The organism is Stenotrophomonas maltophilia (assembly GCF_023518235.1).
Classification (GTDB): domain Bacteria; phylum Pseudomonadota; class Gammaproteobacteria; order Xanthomonadales; family Xanthomonadaceae; genus Stenotrophomonas.
On the sequence record NZ_CP090423.1, the window covers coordinates 922,806 to 941,362 of the forward strand.

The following is an 18,557-nucleotide window of genomic DNA, read 5'->3' on the forward strand; positions in this document are numbered from 1 at the left end:
GCGGCGCGCGGCTACAGCAACAGCAGCGCGCCGATCAATGCCGGCGGCATCACCAACACACCTACGCGCAGGAAGTCGAGCGCGCTGACATGCTCGCCTTCGCGGCGTAGCGCCACCAGCCACAGCATCGTGGCCAGCGAGCCGGTCACCGACAGGTTCGGGCCCAGGTCCACCCCGACCAACAGCGCTGCGCGCGTCTGTGCGGGCAGGTCAGCCATCTGGCCCAGCGAGCCGGCCGCCAGTCCGACCGGCAGGTTATTTGCCACGTTGCTGAGCAAGGCAGCTGCGCCACCGGCCAACCAGCCGGCCTGGCGCGGCGACGTCTGTGCCACCGCTTGCAACGCATCGGCCGCAGCCTGGATGACGCCGGTCTGCGCAACCGCTTCCACCAGCACGAACAGGCCAGCCACCAGCGGCAACACGCCCCAGGACACATGCCGCAGCAGCGGTACAGGGCTGCGGCGCTGGCGGATGGCCACCACCGCCACGCTCAGCGCGCCCGCACAGAATGTGGCCAGACCGAGCGGGCCGTTCAGAGCCGAGGTCAGCAACAGTACGCTGCCGGTGAACAGCACGCCCCACGCGCTCAACCGGCCCCCCTCGGACAGCGGCCGGTGCTCGGGCGCCGCCACCAGCGGCTGGGCAATCTCGCGCCGATGCACCCAGCGCAGCACCAGGTAGGTGGCACCGATCGCGGCCAGCGAAGGCAACGCGAACTGCCCCAGCCACTGCAGCAGGGGCGGCATATGCGCGCCGTACACCACCAGGTTGGCCGGGTTGGAGATCGGCAGCACGAAGCTGGCCGCATTGGCGATGAACGCGCAGACGAACAGGTAGGGCAGGGGATTGGCGCGCGCCGTCTTGCAGGCGGCGTAGACGGCCGGCGTCAGCACCACCGCCGTCGCATCGTTGGACAGGAACACGGTCACCACCGTGCCGACCAGGAACACCAGGTCGAACAAGCGCCGCCCCGAACCGCCGGCATGCCGGACCGCATACAGCGCCAGCCAGTCGAACAGCCCTTCGCGCCGGGCCAGTTCGGCCAGCGTCATCATGCCGACCAGGAACAGGTAGACGTCGCGACCTTCGGCTGCTGCGCCCCAAGCCGTGGCGGCCGACACCGCTCCACTGAGCGTCAGGAGTGCGACAGCCGCCAGCGCCCACACATACTCCGGAATGCGCAACGGCCGGAACAGCAGTCCGACGGTGGCAATGGCTACGGCGGCCCAGATGATGAGGGAAGAAGAGGAGGTGAGCATGCAGTGGGAGGTCTCAGCTGCGCTGCGGTGCGGATGCGCGGCCCGTCTCCGGTACGCGCATCGCCAGCAGGAACGCTCCCGCTGCAATCACGGCAAGTGCAAGGAAGGCGGCATCATACCCTGCGAACTGCACCACCAGGCCTGCCAGGCCCGGACTGAATGCCGCGCCCACGCCGAACACCGTGGACACGGCGCCGAGCGTGACATTGAAGCGGCCGGTACCTTCGGTCAGGTCGCTGACGATCACCGGCAGCAGCGCGCCGAACAGGCCCGCGCCGATACCATCCAGCAACTGCACGCCCAGCAGCCATGTGGGTGCATCGGACAGGGGGTACAGCGCCGCGCGGATCGGCAGGATCAGGAAGCCTGCCAGCAGCAGCGGGCGCCGTCCCCATGTGTCTGCACGCGCCCCGACCAACCATGCCATCGGGATCATCACCAGTTGCGCGGCCACGATGCACCCGGCCGTCATCGTGGTGGCCAGGGCGGGAGCGCTCAGCGCCAGTTTCTGGCCCACCAGCGGCAGCATCGCGGCATTGGCCAGATGGAACAATGCGCAGCATGCGGCCAGCACCAGCAGGTTGCGGTCATGCAGCAGCAGTCGTGCCGACGCGGGCGCGTGATCGGTGTCGGTGGCAGCGTCCATGCCGCGTGCGCGCTGGTTGTCGATCGCCTGCCCGGGAATCGAACGCAGCGCCGCGAGGCTGGCCACGGTCAGCACTGCCATCAGCGGGAAGACCACCACCGGGCCCCACAGATAGGCCAGGGCACCGGCCAGCACGGCGGCCACTGCATTGCCGGCGTGGTTGAAGGTTTCATTGCGCCCCATCCGGCGGGCGAAGGCGCGGGGACCGCCTACACCCAGCGAGATGGCCGCGATCGCCGGCGCGATGACCGTAGCGGCCACTGCACTGAGCGCTTGGGTCAACGCGATCAGCGTGAACGAATGCATCCACGGCAACAGCAGGCAGGTGCCGGTGACCAGTATCGCGGCCAGCGCAAGCGCCGCCCGCTTTGCCGCGATGCGGTCCATCAACGCACCGGCCGGGGTCTGGGTCAGCAGGGCGACCACCGCCGAGACCGTCATCACCGCACCGATGCTGGCCGGCTGCCAATGGTGCACAGCCAGCAGATAGACCGCCAGATAGGGCCCCAGTCCGTCTCGGACGTCGGCGAGGAAGAAGTTCAGGCCATCCAGACCGCGCTCCGCGCGCGCGGCGATGGCAGGGGCAACTGGCAGTTCGGTCACGGGGCGATTCACGGCTGCAACGGGTCGCCGGAGCGGGGGCGGGGCTGCGAAGTTATGCGGGTCAGGCTGTGATGATCGTGTCGCGCATCCCGCGGCGTGACTTCAGGCACTGCAGATTAACTACAGATGTAGTCATTCTGCTCCGGCACTCACCGAATGAGGCCATCATGAAATCCGCACACAGGTTCTGCCACATACTCGCCTTGGCGCTGCTGATGCCGCTGTCGGCGCGGGCGGCCACGGCCGATGATGCGCTTGCCACGATCGACCGCAACGCCCGTGCAGCGCACTCCGATGCCGTGCTCGTCAGGCACGACGGGAAAACCCTGCTGGAACTGAAGCCTGCGTCTGGACAGGACAGCGTTCATCTGATGTCAGCCACCAAGTCGGTGATGGCGCTGGCCATCGGGCTGCTGCTGGACGACGGCAAGCTGGCCTCGATCGATGAACCGGTCAGCCGCATCTACCCCGAATGGAAACAGGGCCAGAAGCAGCACATCACCGTGCGCATGCTGCTGGACCACACCTCAGGCCTGCAGAACGTGGCCAATGCCGGCCAGGAGCTGGAAGGCGCGCCAGACCTGGTCAAGCTGGCCCTGGCTGCGGAGTTGAGCCATGCCCCCGGCACCACCTTCTCGTACAACAACAAGGCTACCAATCTGCTGCCAGGCATCGTGCAGCATCTGGCTGGTCAGCCGCTGGATGCGTATCTGCACGCACGTCTGTTCAAGCCGCTGGGCATCACCCACTACGCGTGGATGAAGGACGAGGCCGGCACCCCGTTGGGCATGGCCGGCCTGTCACTGCGAGCGACCGATCTGGCGGCCATCGGGCAACTGCTGCTGGATGACGGTGTGGCACCGGGTGGAACACGTTTGCTGAGCGCGCGATCAGTAGCACTTTTGACCGCTGAGAGTGCACGCTCGCCCGACGTGGGCCTGCTGTGGTGGCGGATTCCGGCTTGGGAGCGCTATCAGCTGAAGCCGCAGCTGGCCGATCTGTTGTCCGAACGCGGGGTGGAGGCCGGCGTGCAGGCGGCCCTGCAGTCCACCGCCGGGCGTACCTTCGACAGCAAGAACGCGCTGGTCGCTGCCTTGGCCGAACCACTGGGTCCTGAGTGGCCGCAACGCTATGGCACCGAAATCACCGGGCGCGGGCTCAAGCTCTCCGATCTCTACGACATCGCGCGTGGCCCGGTCGTTGGCTATGCCGCCAACGGCTATATGGGCCAGTACCTGCTGGTCATCCCCGAGCAGCGCGTAGTGGCGGTGCGGCTGATCCACAGGCGTGATACCCACGTTGCGCCACGCGACGACTACGGCGGCTTCTTCGCGGACGTCCTCCAGCTGGCGCAGGCCCTGCGCTGAGGATCGGCACCCGCGGCACGCCAACGCATCCCACCGGGCGCCGTACCCCCTGTGCGATCCGGCAGGCGCCGGCTCCCAAGGCGCCCGGCCGCACCACTTCAACCAGGCGCGCAGACGCGCAATGCACTCAGGCCGACAGCTCCTCACGCACGATCTTCGCCCCCGCGCTGAGTGAACGCAGCTTGCCGCGTGCCACCGCGCGCGGCAGCGGGGCCATGCCACAGTTGGTGCTCGGGTAGAGCTTGTCGGCATCAACGAACTGCAGCGCCTTGCGCAGGGTGTTGGCTACGTCCTCTGGTGTTTCAACCGCGTGCGAGGCCACATCGATGGCGCCCACCATCACCTTCTTGCCGCGCACCAGCTCGATCAGGTCGATCGGCACATGCGAGTTCTGGCATTCCAGCGAGATGATGTCGATGCTGGAGCGCTGCAGCTTCGGGAACGACTCTTCGTACTGGCGCCATTCCGAACCCAGCGTCTGCTTCCAGTCGGTGTTGGCCTTGATGCCGTAGCCGTAGCAGATGTGCACGGCGGTCTCGCACTTCAGCCCTTCAACCGCCCGTTCCAGCGCCGCCACGCCCCAGTCGTTCACTTCATCGAAGAACACGTTGAAGGCGGGCTCATCGAACTGGATGATGTCCACGCCGGCCGCCTCCAGTTCCTTCGCTTCCTCGTTGAGGATCTTCGCGAACTCCCAGGCCAGCTTCTCGCGGCTCTTGTAGTGGGCGTCGTACAGCGTGTCGATCATGGTCATCGGGCCGGGCAGCGCCCACTTGATCGGCTGCGCGGTCTGCCGGCGCAGGAACGTCGCGTCCTCCACGAACACCGGCCTGGGGCGGCTGACCGCGCCGACCACGGTCGGCACGCTGGCGTCGTAGCGGTTGCGGATGCGCACGGTTTCGCGCTTCTGGAAGTCGACACCACTGAGGTGCTCGATGAAGGTGGTCACGAAATGCTGCCGGGTCTGCTCGCCATCGCTGACGATATCGATGCCGGCGTGCTGCTGTTCCTGCAGCGAAAGGCGCAAGGCGTCCTGCTTGCCTTCGACCAGGCCGTCATCCTGCAGCTTCCAGGGTGACCACAGCGTTTCCGGCTCGGCCAGCCAGGAGGGCTTGGGCAGGCTGCCCGCGGTGGAGGTGGGGAGCAGTATCTTCGTCGGCATTGCGGGGTGTGTCCTCGGGGGGGCGAATGAGAAGCGATGGATCAGCGGGCGGCCCACTGCTCAAGCACGGCGCGGTACGGCTTGATGAAGTGTTCTTCGGTGAAGCGCCCCTGCTTGACCGCCAACTGGCTGCGCTCCTCGCGGTCGTAGACGATGCGGGTGGAGGAATAGTCCTGGTGCTTCAGGCTGGGCTGGTAGACCTTGCCGGCCACCGAATTGGCGTTGTAGATCTCCGGGCGGTAGATCTTCTGGAAGGCTTCCATGGTGCTGATGGTGCCGATCAGTTCCAGGTTGGAGTAATCGCCCAGCAGGTCGCCCTGGAAGTAGAAGGCCAGCGGCGCGACGCTGCCCGGCGGCATGAAGTAGCGCACCTGCAGCCCCATCTTGTCGAAGTACTGGTCGGTGGCGGAGAACTCGCCCTGGCGGTATTCCACGCCCAGGATAGGGTGGTGGTTGCCGGTGCGGTGGTAGGTCTGGCTGCTGGACACGCTGATGCAGATCACCGGCGCCTTGCTGAAGTTGGCGCGGTAGGCCTCAGACTGCAGGAAGTGCTTGAACAGCTTGCCGTGCAGGTCGCCGAAGCCTTCCGGAATGCCAAACGTCGCCTTGCCTTCATTGCTGGCTGGCAGCACCACGCTGAAGTCGTAGTCGCGCACATAGGACGAGAAGTTGTTGCCGACGATGCCTTCGATGCGCGCGCCGGTGCAGGTATCGACGATGGTCGGCCGCAGCACCTCAATCAGCGGGAAAGGGTCTGCATCGCTGGCGTCATCGATGTGCATCTCCACCGATATGATGTCCAGCTCAACGCTGTAGCGATCAGCGCCCGGGTTGTCCCAGTGCGCCAGATCGTTGAAGCGGTTGTTGATCATGCCCAGCGTGTTGCGCAGGTTCTGCTGGCGCGCGTCGCCTCGGGCCAGGTTGGCGAAATTGGTGGTGATGCGCGTGCCGTCAGCGGGTTGGTAATCCTCGTCGAAGGGAATGCGCGAGATGCGGAAGGTAAAGGTGTCGGTGGTCATGGGCGGCGTTCCGTGGTGCGGGGTTGCATCCGAAGGCAAAGGGGGAGGGCATTCGGCATTCAGAGCGTGGCAACGGTCTCGGCCACGGCTGGCGCGCGACGGCGTGGCAGCGCCAGCAGCGGGAGCGCCCGCTGCACGGCCAGCCGCGCCCGCTCGATCAGGGCGTGGCTGTGCAGCCGGCCGTCGGCGAAATCGCGGTCGGTGGCGTACACGCCCAGCGGCAGAGTGCGGGCCTGGAAGAAGCTGAAGAGCGGCCGCAGCTGGTGGTCGATCATCAGCGCGTGGCGCTCGCTGCCGCCGGTGGCGGCCAGCAGGATCGGGGTATCGACCAGCGCGTCCTGGTCGATGAAGTCGAAGAAGTGCTTGAACAGGCCGGTGTATGAGCCGCGATAGACAGGCGTGGCCACCACCAACACATCGGCCTGTTCGACGCTGGCCAGCGCGTGCTGCACGGCGTCCGGCAGCTGCGAGCGCCACAGTGCACCGGCCAGCTGCGGGGCCAGCTGGCCCAGCTCGATCAGCTGCGGGTCGCTGGGCGTGTGCTCGCCGATCACATCGAGCAGGTGCTCGCACAGGGTGGCGGCCCGGGAGGGGCGCTGCAGTCCGCCGGAAACGGCGACGATACGAAGGGGGCGGGTAGGCGAAAGCATGAGCCGATGCTAGCCACGCCCTTCCATGACGTAAAATGGTATTACTTCACCAATCCATGAGCAGGATTCATCGTCATGCTGGAACGGATCCACCTGAGCATCGTGCAGCAGGTCGAGCAGCAGGGCTCGCTCACCGCCGCCGCCGGCGTGCTCAACCTGACCCAATCGGCGCTGAGCCACAGCATGAAGAAGCTGGAGCAGCAGCTGGGCACCGATATCTGGCTGCGCGAGGGCCGCAGCCTGCGGCTGACCCAGGCCGGGCAATACCTGCTGGCCGTGGCCAACCGGGTACTGCCGCAGCTGGACCTGGCCGAAGAGCGGCTGGGCCAGTTCGCCCAGGGCGAACGCGGCACGCTGCGCATCGGCATGGAATGCCACCCCTGCTACCAGTGGTTGCTGAAGATCGTCTCGCCGTACCTGGCCGCGTGGCCGGATGTGGATGTGGACGTGAAGCAGAAGTTCCAGTTCGGCGGCATCGGCGCTCTGTTCGGCTATGAGATCGACCTGCTGGTCACGCCGGATCCATTGATGAAGCCCGGCCTGAAGTTCGTCCCGGTGTTCGATTACGAACAGGTGCTGGTGGTGGCCAAGGACCACGCCCTGGCCAGGGTGGACCATGTAAAGCCGCGCCAGCTGGCCCAGGAAGTGCTGATCAGCTACCCGGTGCCGTTCGAGCGGCTGGACATCTACAACCAGTTCCTGCTGCCGGCCGGCATCACCCCACGGCGCCACAAGGCCATCGAGACCACCGACATCATGATGCAGATGGTAGCCAGTGGCCGCGGCGTGGCGGCCATGCCGCGCTGGCTGGTGGAGGAGTACGCCGAGCGCATGGACGTGGTGCCGGTACGGCTGGGCGCCAAAGGCATCCCCAAGCAGATCTATCTGGGGGCGCGCCAGAGCGACACCGGCATCGACTACCTGGAGGCCTTCATCGAGCTGGCCCGCCATAGCACGCCCATCGCCCGCGCCGCACACGGGGTTGCTTGATGTCCGCATTGCTTGCCGCGCGGGCGCGCGCCTTCATCAACGCCTTTTCATTGGAAGTCAGCGCCAAGGCGCTGCCGGCGCTGCGTGAACAGGCTGCCCGCATCGCACCCGGCACGCTGGTCTCCATCCCCTATCTGGCCAGCGAAGACGACGAGGCACGGCTGGCCGCGGCGCGCACGGTGCGCGAACTGGGCTTTGCGCCGATGCCGCATGTTTCCGCACGCCGCGTGCCGTCGCGCGCGGCACTTGAGCGCTTCATCGTCCGCGCCGTCAGCGAGGCCGGTGCCGAGCGCTGCCTGCTGATTGCCGGCGATCTGTCCACGCCCGCTGGACCCTTCGCAGACAGTGCCTCGATCATCGCTACCGGCATCCTCGAGCGCGCCGGCATCAAGTCGGTCGGCATCGCCGGGCACCCTGAGGGCCACCCGGCGATGGGCGATGCGCAGCGCTGGCGGGTGCTGGCGCACAAATGCCAGGCCATCGAAGCACGCGGTATGGCGCCGATGATCGTCACCCAGTTCGCGTTCGATGCCGACCTGGTGCTGGCCTGGCTGCACGCGCTGCGTGGCCATGGCATCAGCCATCCGGTGCTGCTGGGCGTGCCGGGCCCCGCCAGCATTGCGCGGCTGGTGCGCTACGCCACGATGTGCGGCGTGGGTGCCAGCACCTCGATGCTGGCCCGCTACGGCATTTCAATTGGCCGGTTGCTGGGAACCGCAGGCCCGGAGGTGTTCGTGGATCGCCTTATGCAGGGCTTGCGCGACGACGATGGCCCGGTCAGCCCACACATCTTCCCGTTCGGCGGTGTCGCCCCCTCGCTGGACTGGATCGACATGTATCGGCAGCGTGGCACCCCAGGCAACCGCTGAAGGACCTGGCCCATGCACAATCGAGGCCCGCTTCTGCGGGCTTCGTCGAGCCCCACAGGCGTTTCGTCGCAGATCTTCTTCCGCAGCGGCGTGTTCGGCTAGGCTGCGCGCACTGACTGCCAGATTGAAGGGACTCATGAACCGATGGTTGTTGCTGGCCCTTGCCGCATTGCCCTGCGCCGCCGGTGCCGTGGTGGTCCGTCACGACGTTGACGATGCCCGCTACCGCATCGAGGCCGCCGCGTTCCCGGCACTGGCCGACATGCCGGGCGAAGGGCATGGCGTTCTCATTGCGCCGCGCTGGGTACTTACCGCAGCGCATGCGGCACCGATGGAAGGCATGGGCGCAACCGTCGCCATCAACGGGGCGAACTACGGCGTCGAACGGGTCGTTCTGCATCCCGGCTTCAAGCGCATGCCGGAAGCCCTGGGGAAAGAGGCCATGGCCACCGGCAGCGCGTCGAGGATCCATGCGTTCCTGGCCACCTCCGATGACATCGCGCTGGTCAGGTTGGCAACGCCGGTCAACGATGTGCAGCCGGTCGCACTCTATCGCGGCTCCGGTGAGGCCGGGCAGGTTGCCGCGCTGATCGGCAAGGGCGCTACCGGCACCGGCGCCATTGGGCTGGTGCCGGGTGGGTCGCATCGCATGTCGCTGCGCCGGGCCTGCAACGCCATTACCGGTGGCAATGATCGCTATCTCTGGTATCGCTTCGACGCGCCGCCGCAGGGGCTGCCGCTGGAGGGCGTGCTGGGCAGCGGCGACAGTGGCGGACCGCTGCTGATCACCGTGGACGACCGCCCGCAACTGGTCGGGCTGGGCTCGTGGATCACCGCCGTGCCCGAGCATGCGCTGGAAGCGGGCTTCTACGGCCAGATGGTCTACAACGTCCGCGTCTCGCGCTACATCGACTGGATCGAGTCGGTAATGAGCGAGAGCCCCCCTTTGTAGAGCCGAAGGTGGCAGCAGGAGCCGCCGCCAACGTCGCTGGCGGCGGCCCGAAGGGTGCCGGCCAGGACGGCCGGCATCGCCATGCTCGGCTAAAGCTCTCCGCCACATCGATCATCCTCAGGCACGCCACCTGCCAACCACTGCAACGCCCGATCCCTCCGGGCGCACCCGCGTACTGGCGTGCGCGGTCAGCCCCAGCCCGGCCATGATCAGGCCCTCCATCACCCGGGGGGCAACGTATTGCGCCAGCTCGCCGTTCTCGCAGGCGCGCTGGGCGGCCAGCAGGATTTCCATCACCACGCGCAGGCCCGCCAGCGAGCAGTCGGTGTCGGCGAGGGCGATACGCCGCCCGGGCAGTTGATGGCGCTCTGGCCAGGGCTGGCCATCGGAGGCCGCGCCTGCGCCAATGCTGTGCAGCCGGGCGATGAGCGTGTTCGGGTCCAGCGTGGGGCCATTCGCAGGCGCGTCGTGGATCGGGTGTGGGGCAGGGGAGCGCGACGTGTTGCTCACGTGGCGCGTGAAGCCTGTCGTACCGGTCAACGCTGGGGATGGCGCATGTCTGGCGGGCAACTCACCAAGCCGGCATTGCTGATCGCCTGCCGCGTGCCGCAGGCAGGGCAGGCCAGCACCGTGCCGCCGGCCACATGTTCCATGTCCTGCTCGCTCCAGACGCTGGCCGCCCCGCAGGCCGTGCAGGTGGCTTCAATCTGCAGCGCACGGGCCAACCCGCCCTCTGCGCCCAGCCGGTAGGTGAGGTTGGTGATCTTGAAAATGCCGGTATGACTCATCGGAACGCCAGATTAGGTCTACAGCAGAAAGATAGGGCCGGGCAGATGGCAGGAGCGTTGATGCGGTGTTGAGGCGAGGTGGAACCGGATTCAGTCACCACCACGCGAACTGAATTCCTCAAGCCTGGCACGGCTGACCGATTGGTGATTGCCGCAGCCCGGGCAGCTGAGCGCAGCCGCCCCATCGAGGTCGACTAGCCCGTGGCCGGGAATGGCGCGGAACTGCCTTGAGCATTTCAGGCACGCGCAATCAATGCGGGTGACCTGCAGCAGGGTGCCATCTGCACGTGTCACTCCTTCGACGCTTGCTACATAGAACTGTCCGACGTCACGCATGAAGATGAACAAAGCCCTGAACGTGGGGCGCCCATCATGCCTGCTGGCACACGCCCCAGGGCCGGGTGAATTCTGAAGAGTTAAGAATGCAGCGCCGGGGTGCATCTTGAACCGGATGCTAGAGTGTGACTGCGTGCCGACGTGGCACTGCTTATCCAAGGCGAAGACCATGCCCATCCGGGCCGTTGTATATGCAAGTGAAGTAGCCGAAGGTCTTTCGATTGAACACCTGCAGTCTCTCGTCGCCGATGCGGCGAGGTTCAACCGGGTTGCCGGCGTGACCGGCGTGCTGCTGCACGATGGCGTTCGATTCGTGCAGTACTTCGAAGGCCCCGAAGACGGGGTGGCCAGCGTGTATGAGCGTGTCCTGCAATCGAGCAGCCACACCGGCCTTATCGAGCTGGCGCGAGGCCGTGTTTCAACCCGGCAGTTTCCCTATTGGTCGATGCAGAAGCTTCCCGCCGACCAGCTTCTGGTGGGCAGGCTGGCCCGGGCCGACTGGTCGCGTTTCAAGATCAGCGAACCGGAAAACATCGCAGGCTCGGTGTGGGGTATCGATGTACTGGCGGCCGCCGTGGCGCCACACGTGCAGGCCGCCTAGCCGCTACGCGGATCAGGGCCGGGCGTGACGCGTAGCGCGTCACGGGATCATTCCCATCACCCGCATTCACCCTGCAGCAGCGAGAATGCAGTTCTGGACGCGCACGGGTGCGCGTCGCTCACTGCCTGCAGGATCGCGAAGATGTCCCACACCCCCGTTGCTGGATCGTCATGTGCCGCCGCCGCGAGCGGCTGCGTTGAGGTGCGTGGCGCGCGCGAGCACAACCTCAAGAACGTTGATGTTTCCATACCGCGCAACGCGCTGGTGGTGTTCTCCGGGGTCTCCGGTTCCGGCAAGTCCTCGTTGGCGTTCGGCACCATCTTCGCCGAGGCGCAGCGGCGCTACTTCGAATCAGTCGCGCCCTATGCCCGGCGCCTGATCGACCAGGCCGGCGTGCCCGATGTGGATGCCATCGACGGGCTGCCGCCCGCAGTGGCATTGCAGCAGCAGCGCGGTGCCAGCAATGCACGCTCATCGGTGGGCAGCGTCACCACGCTGTCCAGCCTGGTGCGCATGATGTATTCGCGCGCAGGGGCATACCCGGCCAACCAGCCGATGCTTTACGCCGAGGATTTCTCGCCCAACACACCGCAGGGTGCCTGCAGTACCTGCCATGGGCTGGGGCACGTGTACGAGGTGACCGAAGCGTTGATGGTGCCTGACCCGTCGCTGAGCATCCGCGAGCGCGCCATCGCGTCATGGCCGCCGGCATGGCACGGGCAGAACCTGCGTGACATCCTGGTCACGCTGGGCTACGACATCGACGTGCCGTGGAAGAAGCTGCCGAAGAAGGATCGCGAGTGGATCCTGTTCACCGAGGAGACGCCCAGCGTGCCGGTCTATGCCGGCTTCACGCCTGCCGAAACCCGCGCCGCGCTCAAGCGGAAGCTCGAACCCAGCTACATGGGCACCTATACCGGCGCCCGTCGCTACGTGCTGCACACCTTTGCCAATACCCAGAGCGCGCTGATGCGCAAGCGGGTCTCGCGCTACATGGAAGGCAAGCCGTGCCCGGCCTGCCACGGCAAGCGCCTGAAGCCGGAAGCACTCTCGGTCACCTTTGCCGGCGTGGATATCGGCGAGTTCATGCGGCTGCCGCTGGATCAACTGGCCGATCTGCTGGACCCCGTCGCGCAGGGTGACTTCAGCGCGCAGCGCCAAGGCGCGCGCACCAGCGGCAGCGCCACACGCCGCGACCGCGCCGCGCGGGCAGCCAGTGGCCGCGCCGTCCATGCGACGGCTCCCGACGTGCGGCTGACGTCAGCCCTGTCTGAAGAGAAGCGGCTGGCGGCACAGCGGCTGGCGGAGGGGGTGATGGCGCGCGTGCGGCACCTGCGTGGGCTGGGGCTGGGCTATCTCTCGCTGGATCGCGCCACACCAACGCTCTCGGCCGGCGAACTGCAGCGGCTGCGGCTGGCCACCCAGCTCAGCTCGCTGCTGTTTGGCGTGCTGTATGTGCTCGATGAACCTTCTGCGGGCCTGCATCCGGCCGACAGCCAGGCGCTGTACGACGCGCTGGACCGGTTGCGTGACGGTGGAAACTCGGTGTTCGTGGTCGAACATGATCTGGAACTGATGCGCCGCGCGCAGTGGCTGGTGGATGTGGGGCCGGAAGCCGGAGAGCGAGGAGGGCGCGTGCTGTACAGCGGCACGCCCGACGGCCTGCGTCAGGTGCAGGATTCGCGCACCGCCCGGTACCTGTTCGATCAGGTGCCGGCAGCGGCCAGCCGCCAGCGCACCGCTGCGAGCTGGCTTGAACTGAAAGGCATCCACCGCCACAACCTGCGGGGCGTGGATGCGCAGGTGCCGCTGGGGCTGCTGACCGCAGTGACCGGCATTTCAGGCTCAGGAAAATCCAGCCTGATGGCCCAGGCACTGCCGGAGCTGATGCTGCTGCACCTGGGCCATGAGCCGGTGGACGACAGCGCGGAAGGCACGCCTGCGGAAGGACCCGCCGTCATCGAAGCCACACGCGGCCAGCTGGCAGGCGATGTGGACGCCATCCAACGGGTGGTGCAGGTGGACCAGAAGCCGATCGGCCGTACGCCGCGCTCGAACCTGGCCACCTACACCGGCCTGTTCGACCACGTGCGCAAGCTGTTCGCCGCCACCCCGGCCGCGCGCCGTCGCCGCTTCGATGCCGGCCGCTTCTCGTTCAACGTGGCCAAGGGCCGATGCGAGACCTGCGAAGGCGAAGGCTTCGTCAGCGTCGAGCTGCTGTTCATGCCCAGCGTCTATGCGCCGTGCCCCACCTGCCACGGCGCCCGCTACAACGAAGCCACGCTGAAGGTGCTGTGGAACGACCGCAACATCGCCGAGGTCCTGCAGATGACGGTGGACCAGGCGCAGGCATTCTTCAGCGAGGAAGCGCCCATCGCCCGCCCGCTGCAGCTGCTGCAGGAGATCGGCCTGGGCTATCTGCGGCTGGGCCAGCCGGCCACCGAACTCTCCGGCGGTGAGGCGCAGCGCATCAAGCTGGCCACCGAACTGCAGCGCAGCCAGCGCGGGCGCACGCTGTACGTACTGGATGAACCCACCACCGGCCTGCACGCCTCGGACGCGGACAGGCTGCTGGTGCAGCTGCAACGGCTGGTGGACGCGGGAAACACGGTGGTGATGATCGAGCACGACATGCGCGCGGTCGCCCAGGCCGACTGGGTGATTGACGTGGGGCCGGGTGCGGGCGGTGCCGGTGGCACCATCGTGGCGAAGGGAACGCCGCATCAGGTCGCCCGGGCCAAAGGCAGCAGGACGGCGCCGTTCCTGGCGCGCGAGCTGCCTCCTCTGTAGCGCCGAGCCATGCTCGATTATCATTCCCCGCTACAACGACCTCACAGATCCATGGGTAGTTGAGTGGGGAGGGCGCCTTGTCCTGCCCGGCCCTCTGCCGCACGTACCAGGTGAATTGTCATGATTGGGCCCGTGCAACCCGCCGGAATGGTCGCGGCAAGACTCGAACGGAGCAGGTCGCCTCCATGCCCGCCTTCGAATGATCCCGCAGTTCCGAACTCCATCACTGCGCCCGATCGTACGTCCTGTACCCCTATGGGGACGCCTCCCTTCATGGCCAGCGAATAACCTTGGGGCCACGCGGCAAGATAGTGCGTGCCGGCTGGATCCACGAAGTAGACACAGCCATTGGTTGGCCTCAATTCGCCCCTGAGCAGCCCGGTGGCAAGGACCGCGCTCTGCGCAGGCGAGAGCCTCACAAGTGCCAGTGACCGGGCCTCCCTGCCGCTTGCCGACAGGGCGGCGGAGGCACTGGAGGCAATCATCGGAAAAAGGAGAATCGCGAACTTCGCTGAGGACCTGCCAGCCATCATGGACATCCCCCGCCTCCATGCCATAGATGATTACCCATCCGAAAGCAATCCGGCCGCATTGTCATGGGTTACGTCGCGGCGGACTTAACCGTAGTGAGTTTCCCCGTCAATAACCGTGACCACTCTCACGATCACATACTTCGAGCCAAGAGGAACTATGGACGGAGTGGGTTGCATGCCACTGTGCACTTCTGTTCGACGGCCGTCGATTCCTGCAGTACATGGAAGGGCCTGCCGATGGCCTGGAAGTGGCTTTCTCCCGCGTCAGTGGTGCCAGCAACCACGCCAATCTCATAGAACTCGCTCGCGGCCGTGTCGGGCAGCGGCGGTTGCCGTTCTGGCCCATGCGCTGCCTTTCGGTTGCAGAAGATGAGCTACGAATGATTGCGCTTGCTGACTGGACCAGTTTCATCCAACGGGCGGCAACCGATCAGACCGGTGCAACCGCCATGGATAAGCTGCTTTTGCTGGTTGAGCCCTACGCGAAAGCTGCCTGAGGTCGTCCCTCAGCAGGAAATGCAGCTGAATCAGTGTGCGCCTGATGGGATGCACAGCTTCCCTGTCACGCGCTGTAGTGCTTCCTGCAACTGGTCAATGTGAAATGGCTTGGCCACGAAGGTGGCGCGGCGATGGCGTAGTGGTACCAGCTGGTCGTACACCGCTGAGACGAACAGATATGGGATGCCAAGTTCAGCCAAGCGATCAGCAACCGGAAATACCACGCCGTCACGAAGCTCAACATCCAGGACAGCAACATCGTAGGTCTGCGTCTCCAGCAGCCCCATTGCATCAAACACACTATAGGCGTGGGTTACCTGGCTGCCTCCGTCTCCAAGCGCCTGTTCCATGAGAGCCGCCAGGTCGAGCTGGTCTTCCACCAGCAGTAGATTTCGCTTGCCCTGGATCATTCCGGATTGCACGCGTGCATGCCTGTAACACGTTGGGACCTGCATTCTGTGCTGTGCTGCATCAACGCTGTGACTGCACGCTGTCAGCTTGGTGCGAAGCCCTTTGCCCAGCTCGGGATTGAGCGAGCTGGAGCGCTGGCTTTGCAATCCAGACTGACCCGCTCAGCGGGCGCATGTGTTGGGCATCCACCGCACAGCTCGGCTACGATACTGCCGCCGGCATCCGCGCCGGCGGGGCAGGGGACGCAATGGACATGCAGGCAGGAGGCGGCGTCGATTCGCCGGACCAGACGAAGCAGCAGGAACTGACCTTCAACTGGCTCTACCAGCGGGTGCAGGCGCTGGCTGAGCACAGCATCTACCCCAAGGCCGGGCGACTGGAGAGGTGGTCGTTGCGCGTAGGCGCACTGGCGGCCGCCATCGGCATTCTCGGCAGCCAGCTGCCTGATCGATGGCTGCCGCTTACAGCCGCGCTGCTTCTGGTCAGGGTGTGCCTGGCGGTGGAGATCGGAGGCTTTGTCATCGGCGGCTTTCTCGCGGCCCGCCGCGGAATCCGCCAGTTCGTACAGCCACGGCTGTCGCACGCGCAGGAAATGGATGGCGAATTTGCCCAATGGCAAGCGGTGATCGCCGAGCTTCGAGGGTTTCCCAGGGTCGAGCGTGAGCGCCGCATCAAGTACGTCACCCACCTGCGCACAAGCATGATCGAGCGCATGGGGCTGATCTACGGCGGCCTGCAGCGCCTCGGTCCATTTCCGCTGCTGATCGCCCTCTACCTGCAGTTCCGGGAGTGGAAATGGGGCGACTGGAGCAGCGCCTTTGACGTCGGCCAGCTGGGCGCATTCCTCATCTACGCGCTCGTACTGCTCTACCTCACAGGATGGCTATTGACCGGGCTGCGCACGCGCCTGGACACCTACGTCGCCCTGCTGGAAGGCTCCACCCACGAGCCCGAGCCGCCCACGGCCCCGTAGAGTCGAGCGTGCTCGACTACGACCAACCCTCACAACGCGCATCCCCAGCCACATCACCCGCCATCGCCAACAACACCCGATCCATCAAGACCGGCTCCGGCACCCCAACCAGCACCTGTTCCATGTAGTCCAAGGGCTCCAACCGCCGCTCCAGCCACAGCACCGGAACGCCCTTGCAGTGAATCTGCAACGACGCACCCCGCTGCGTCTCGACGAACCGGAAGCCCTGCTTTTGCCGGGCCTCCACGAACGCCATCGCCTGCCGGCGCAGCTGCGAAAAGCGATCATCCGCGATGCCCTGGAATGCCAGCCGCTCGGGCACGGACGGCGATAGCCAAAGGACGGGCGGCGCCACCGCCACTGCGAGGCACAGCGCCGTGGCCGCCCAACGCCAGCCCACCCTCAGGTCTCCGGTCGCACCCGCGTACTGGCGTGCGCGGTGAGCCCCAACCCGGCCATGATCAGCCCCTCCATCACGCGGGGGCCTACGTATTGCGCCAGCTCGCCGTTCTCGCGGGCGCGTTGCGCGGCCAGCAGGATTTCCATCACCACGCGCAGGCCCGCCAGTGAGCAGTCGGTATCGGCCAGGGCGATGCGTCGGCCGGGCAGTTGATGGCGTTCTGGCCAGGGCTGGCCATCGGAGGCGGCGCCTGCGCCGATGCTGTGCAGCAGGGCGATGAGGGTGTTGGGGTCCAGCGCCTGGCTGCTTGCCGGCGTGTCGTGGACGGGTTGCGGGGCAGGGGAGTGATGCTGGGTCATGGCTGGGCTCCTTGCGTGCAGGCAGAAGCCGCCACCGAAAAGGTGGCGGACGATGCGTGGTTCGAAACCCGGCGTTCGCTGAACCGGCGGGCACAAGGCCCCCACGCACCGCCCGCCATTGACGGCCGACGGATTGCCAGCCGGCACCACACAGGGTGATGCCGGCTGGCAAGCGTTTACTTCAACGAACTACCGGGGTTTCGAATCCCGACCACCCGTTTCCGGTGGCACGCCAAGGAATACGCCCGGTTGTGCGCGATGCCAATGCAGTAAGGCCGATGCCGTCACCACATTCAACGTTTTCAGAATCATTGTAGATCGCGTAATGCGTCTGGAGCCTTGCGCAGCAATGCGATCGGCGATGCCGGTGGTATGGGTGTGCTGCCTGTCGTCATCCACCCGGCGGGCATGTGAGCGAGGCGAATGCGACAGTCAGCGCCCCTTCAATGCGGCTTTCGTCCGCTCCAACCAGGCCGCATTGTGGCTGCGCGCATGGCGCGACCAGTGCTGGGCATCGTCGATGATGCTGGCAAACAGGCTGCGGGCCTGCTCGCGGTCGTCGGCCTGTGGCTGCGCCATCAGCCATTCGGCGTAGAGGCAGCGAGCGGCCGCATCGTTCCCGCATTCCACCGCGCGCTCGAACGCGCCGCGGGTGTCGGGCGACTGGGCCGCGGCCAGTGCCTGCGCATAAAGCAGCGTCTGTTCCGGCTTGCGGCGCACATCCGGGTAGCGGGCAAACAGGCCCTCCAGTGTCTCGGCCGCAGGCGCGGCGTCTCCGCACTCCAGGCGTGCACGGGCCAGCCCGGTCAGGATGTAGGGATCGTCGCCGAGCGGCGAGGTGGCGGCCTGCTCGAGCAATGTTCTGGCTTCCTCCGCCTGGCCGGCGTCCAGCAGCGTCATGCCCAGGCGAACCCGGTTCTGCAATGTGGGCGTTCGCGACAGCTCAGCGCGTACGTTACGCAGGTCCTGGCTCGGGTCCATCAGCTGTTTGGCCGAGCGGATGACCTGACGCGCGCCGCGCGAGTTGCGCGCTTCCGGGAAGTAGATCGCCAGGAAATAGACCACGCTGCCCAGCAGCGGGAAGGAGAAGAGCAGGATCAGCCAGTAGAGGCTCTGGCCTGAGCGGATGGCGTGCACCGCGAAGTAAATGGCTGCCAGTACGTGGAGCCCGAGTCCGATATAGGGCATGTGTGCCGCCTCGTCCGTGTGGGGGGTTGGAACTATAGAGGGGGTGGGGTGGGGCGCCAATGGGGTGGCGGCGTTCGGGCGTGACGCGTCACGTTAATTGGGTTGGATTCTGCGAGATGTGCGCGGCTGAAGGGACTTTCCGCCATTGGAGCGATCGAGACAT

At 66.2% G+C, this 18,557-nt stretch carries 18 protein-coding genes and 1 pseudogene; 8 read left to right on the forward strand and 11 right to left on the reverse strand.

Going from position 1 to position 18,557, the window contains the following annotated elements; all coding sequences use genetic code 11:
* Positions 1–11: 11 nt before the first annotated feature.
* Positions 12–1,259, reverse strand: a complete 1,248-nt coding sequence (locus LZ605_RS04495) for an arsenic transporter (protein ID WP_249843989.1) — start codon at positions 1,257–1,259, stop codon at positions 12–14.
* A gap of 13 nt (positions 1,260–1,272) precedes the next feature.
* Positions 1,273–2,508: an MFS transporter gene (locus LZ605_RS04500; protein WP_249843990.1), complete on the reverse strand. Its 1,236-nt coding sequence runs from the start codon at positions 2,506–2,508 to the stop codon at positions 1,273–1,275.
* Positions 2,509–2,675: 167 nt separating this feature from the next.
* Here LZ605_RS04500 and LZ605_RS04505 point away from each other — a divergent pair, with 167 nt between their 5' ends.
* Complete coding sequence (locus LZ605_RS04505) at positions 2,676–3,875, forward strand: serine hydrolase domain-containing protein (RefSeq protein ID WP_249843991.1); 1,200 nt, start codon at positions 2,676–2,678, stop codon at positions 3,873–3,875.
* Positions 3,876–4,002: 127 nt separating this feature from the next.
* Here LZ605_RS04505 and LZ605_RS04510 read toward each other — a convergent pair whose 3' ends face one another.
* From LZ605_RS04510 to msuE, 3 genes are read right to left on the reverse strand one after another with little or no spacing between them, the layout of a single operon-like run.
* The gene (locus LZ605_RS04510) at positions 4,003–5,037 is read right to left on the reverse strand and encodes a methionine synthase (protein ID WP_249843992.1); all 1,035 of its coding nucleotides are present in this window, start codon (positions 5,035–5,037) and stop codon (positions 4,003–4,005) included.
* Positions 5,038–5,078: 41 nt separating this feature from the next.
* Positions 5,079–6,056, reverse strand: coding sequence for a DUF1852 domain-containing protein (locus LZ605_RS04515; protein WP_249843993.1), 978 nt, complete (start codon positions 6,054–6,056; stop codon positions 5,079–5,081).
* A gap of 59 nt (positions 6,057–6,115) precedes the next feature.
* Positions 6,116–6,706, reverse strand: coding sequence for an FMN reductase (gene msuE / locus LZ605_RS04520; RefSeq protein WP_249843994.1), 591 nt, complete (start codon positions 6,704–6,706; stop codon positions 6,116–6,118).
* A gap of 75 nt (positions 6,707–6,781) precedes the next feature.
* On the opposite strand from msuE, the gene LZ605_RS04525 reads away from it, so the two are divergent.
* The 3 genes from LZ605_RS04525 to LZ605_RS04535 all read left to right on the forward strand — a co-directional run bounded on the left by LZ605_RS04525 (position 6,782) and on the right by LZ605_RS04535 (position 9,517).
* Positions 6,782–7,696: a LysR family transcriptional regulator gene (locus tag LZ605_RS04525; protein ID WP_249843995.1), complete on the forward strand. Its 915-nt coding sequence runs from the start codon at positions 6,782–6,784 to the stop codon at positions 7,694–7,696.
* The gene (locus LZ605_RS04530; RefSeq protein ID WP_249843996.1) at positions 7,696–8,565 is read left to right on the forward strand and encodes a methylenetetrahydrofolate reductase; all 870 of its coding nucleotides are present in this window, start codon (positions 7,696–7,698) and stop codon (positions 8,563–8,565) included. The genes LZ605_RS04525 and LZ605_RS04530 overlap by 1 nt, the downstream gene beginning before the upstream one ends.
* Before the next feature lie 136 nt (positions 8,566–8,701).
* A complete protein-coding gene (locus tag LZ605_RS04535; RefSeq protein ID WP_249843997.1) occupies positions 8,702–9,517 on the forward strand; it encodes a S1 family peptidase in 816 nt (271 codons plus the stop codon).
* Positions 9,518–9,634: 117 nt separating this feature from the next.
* Here LZ605_RS04535 and LZ605_RS04540 read toward each other — a convergent pair whose 3' ends face one another.
* Together LZ605_RS04540 and LZ605_RS04545 are read right to left on the reverse strand one after the other, a co-directional pair.
* Positions 9,635–10,027, reverse strand: coding sequence for a hypothetical protein (locus LZ605_RS04540; protein WP_249843998.1), 393 nt, complete (start codon positions 10,025–10,027; stop codon positions 9,635–9,637).
* A gap of 26 nt (positions 10,028–10,053) precedes the next feature.
* Positions 10,054–10,305, reverse strand: a complete 252-nt coding sequence (locus tag LZ605_RS04545) for a hypothetical protein (RefSeq protein ID WP_107230574.1) — start codon at positions 10,303–10,305, stop codon at positions 10,054–10,056.
* Positions 10,306–10,810: 505 nt separating this feature from the next.
* Between LZ605_RS04545 and LZ605_RS04550 the strand changes: the two genes are divergently transcribed.
* The 3 genes and pseudogenes from LZ605_RS04550 to LZ605_RS04560 form a co-directional block, all read left to right on the forward strand.
* Positions 10,811–11,242, forward strand: a complete 432-nt coding sequence (locus LZ605_RS04550) for a BLUF domain-containing protein (RefSeq protein ID WP_249844991.1) — start codon at positions 10,811–10,813, stop codon at positions 11,240–11,242.
* 141 nt (positions 11,243–11,383) lie between these two features.
* Positions 11,384–14,032, forward strand: coding sequence for an excinuclease ABC subunit UvrA (locus LZ605_RS04555; RefSeq protein ID WP_249843999.1), 2,649 nt, complete (start codon positions 11,384–11,386; stop codon positions 14,030–14,032).
* A gap of 721 nt (positions 14,033–14,753) precedes the next feature.
* A pseudogene (locus tag LZ605_RS04560) lies at positions 14,754–15,062 on the forward strand (BLUF domain-containing protein); the annotation flags it as partial.
* Between the two features lie 30 nt (positions 15,063–15,092).
* Here the strand turns inward: LZ605_RS04560 and LZ605_RS04565 are convergent.
* Positions 15,093–15,473, reverse strand: a complete 381-nt coding sequence (locus LZ605_RS04565; RefSeq protein WP_249844000.1) for a response regulator — start codon at positions 15,471–15,473, stop codon at positions 15,093–15,095.
* Positions 15,474–15,721: 248 nt separating this feature from the next.
* On the opposite strand from LZ605_RS04565, the gene LZ605_RS04570 reads away from it, so the two are divergent.
* Positions 15,722–16,447, forward strand: coding sequence for a hypothetical protein (locus tag LZ605_RS04570; RefSeq protein WP_249844001.1), 726 nt, complete (start codon positions 15,722–15,724; stop codon positions 16,445–16,447).
* Positions 16,448–16,463: 16 nt separating this feature from the next.
* Here LZ605_RS04570 and LZ605_RS04575 read toward each other — a convergent pair whose 3' ends face one another.
* From LZ605_RS04575 to LZ605_RS04585, 3 genes are all read right to left on the reverse strand, one after another.
* Positions 16,464–16,847: a hypothetical protein gene (locus LZ605_RS04575; RefSeq protein ID WP_249844002.1), complete on the reverse strand. Its 384-nt coding sequence runs from the start codon at positions 16,845–16,847 to the stop codon at positions 16,464–16,466.
* 2 nt (positions 16,848–16,849) lie between these two features.
* Positions 16,850–17,206 (reverse strand): hypothetical protein, encoded by a 357-nt coding sequence (locus LZ605_RS04580; RefSeq protein ID WP_249844003.1) that lies wholly within the window; start codon positions 17,204–17,206, stop codon positions 16,850–16,852.
* 432 nt (positions 17,207–17,638) lie between these two features.
* Positions 17,639–18,394, reverse strand: coding sequence for a tetratricopeptide repeat protein (locus LZ605_RS04585; RefSeq protein ID WP_249844004.1), 756 nt, complete (start codon positions 18,392–18,394; stop codon positions 17,639–17,641).
* Positions 18,395–18,557: the final 163 nt, after the last annotated feature.

What these genes read in the sequence shown, in the direction of transcription:
- LZ605_RS04550 (WP_249844991.1), top strand. Translation starts at nt 10,811, where the DNA reads ATGCCCATCCGGGCCGTTGTATATGCAAGTGAAGTAGCCGAAGGTCTT.
- LZ605_RS04530 (WP_249843996.1), top strand. Translation starts at nt 7,696, where the DNA reads ATGTCCGCATTGCTTGCCGCGCGGGCGCGCGCCTTCATCAACGCCTTT.
- LZ605_RS04525 (WP_249843995.1), top strand. Translation starts at nt 6,782, where the DNA reads ATGCTGGAACGGATCCACCTGAGCATCGTGCAGCAGGTCGAGCAGCAG.
- LZ605_RS04555 (WP_249843999.1), top strand. Translation starts at nt 11,384, where the DNA reads ATGTCCCACACCCCCGTTGCTGGATCGTCATGTGCCGCCGCCGCGAGC.
- LZ605_RS04510 (WP_249843992.1), bottom strand. Translation starts at nt 5,037, where the DNA reads ATGCCGACGAAGATACTGCTCCCCACCTCCACCGCGGGCAGCCTGCCC.
- LZ605_RS04585 (WP_249844004.1), bottom strand. Translation starts at nt 18,394, where the DNA reads ATGCCCTATATCGGACTCGGGCTCCACGTACTGGCAGCCATTTACTTC.
- LZ605_RS04495 (WP_249843989.1), bottom strand. Translation starts at nt 1,259, where the DNA reads ATGCTCACCTCCTCTTCTTCCCTCATCATCTGGGCCGCCGTAGCCATT.
- LZ605_RS04515 (WP_249843993.1), bottom strand. Translation starts at nt 6,056, where the DNA reads ATGACCACCGACACCTTTACCTTCCGCATCTCGCGCATTCCCTTCGAC.
- LZ605_RS04505 (WP_249843991.1), top strand. Translation starts at nt 2,676, where the DNA reads ATGAAATCCGCACACAGGTTCTGCCACATACTCGCCTTGGCGCTGCTG.
- LZ605_RS04565 (WP_249844000.1), bottom strand. Translation starts at nt 15,473, where the DNA reads ATGATCCAGGGCAAGCGAAATCTACTGCTGGTGGAAGACCAGCTCGAC.
- msuE (WP_249843994.1), bottom strand. Translation starts at nt 6,706, where the DNA reads ATGCTTTCGCCTACCCGCCCCCTTCGTATCGTCGCCGTTTCCGGCGGA.
- LZ605_RS04535 (WP_249843997.1), top strand. Translation starts at nt 8,702, where the DNA reads ATGAACCGATGGTTGTTGCTGGCCCTTGCCGCATTGCCCTGCGCCGCC.
- LZ605_RS04570 (WP_249844001.1), top strand. Translation starts at nt 15,722, where the DNA reads ATGGACATGCAGGCAGGAGGCGGCGTCGATTCGCCGGACCAGACGAAG.
- LZ605_RS04545 (WP_107230574.1), bottom strand. Translation starts at nt 10,305, where the DNA reads ATGAGTCATACCGGCATTTTCAAGATCACCAACCTCACCTACCGGCTG.
- LZ605_RS04580 (WP_249844003.1), bottom strand. Translation starts at nt 17,206, where the DNA reads ATGACCCAGCATCACTCCCCTGCCCCGCAACCCGTCCACGACACGCCG.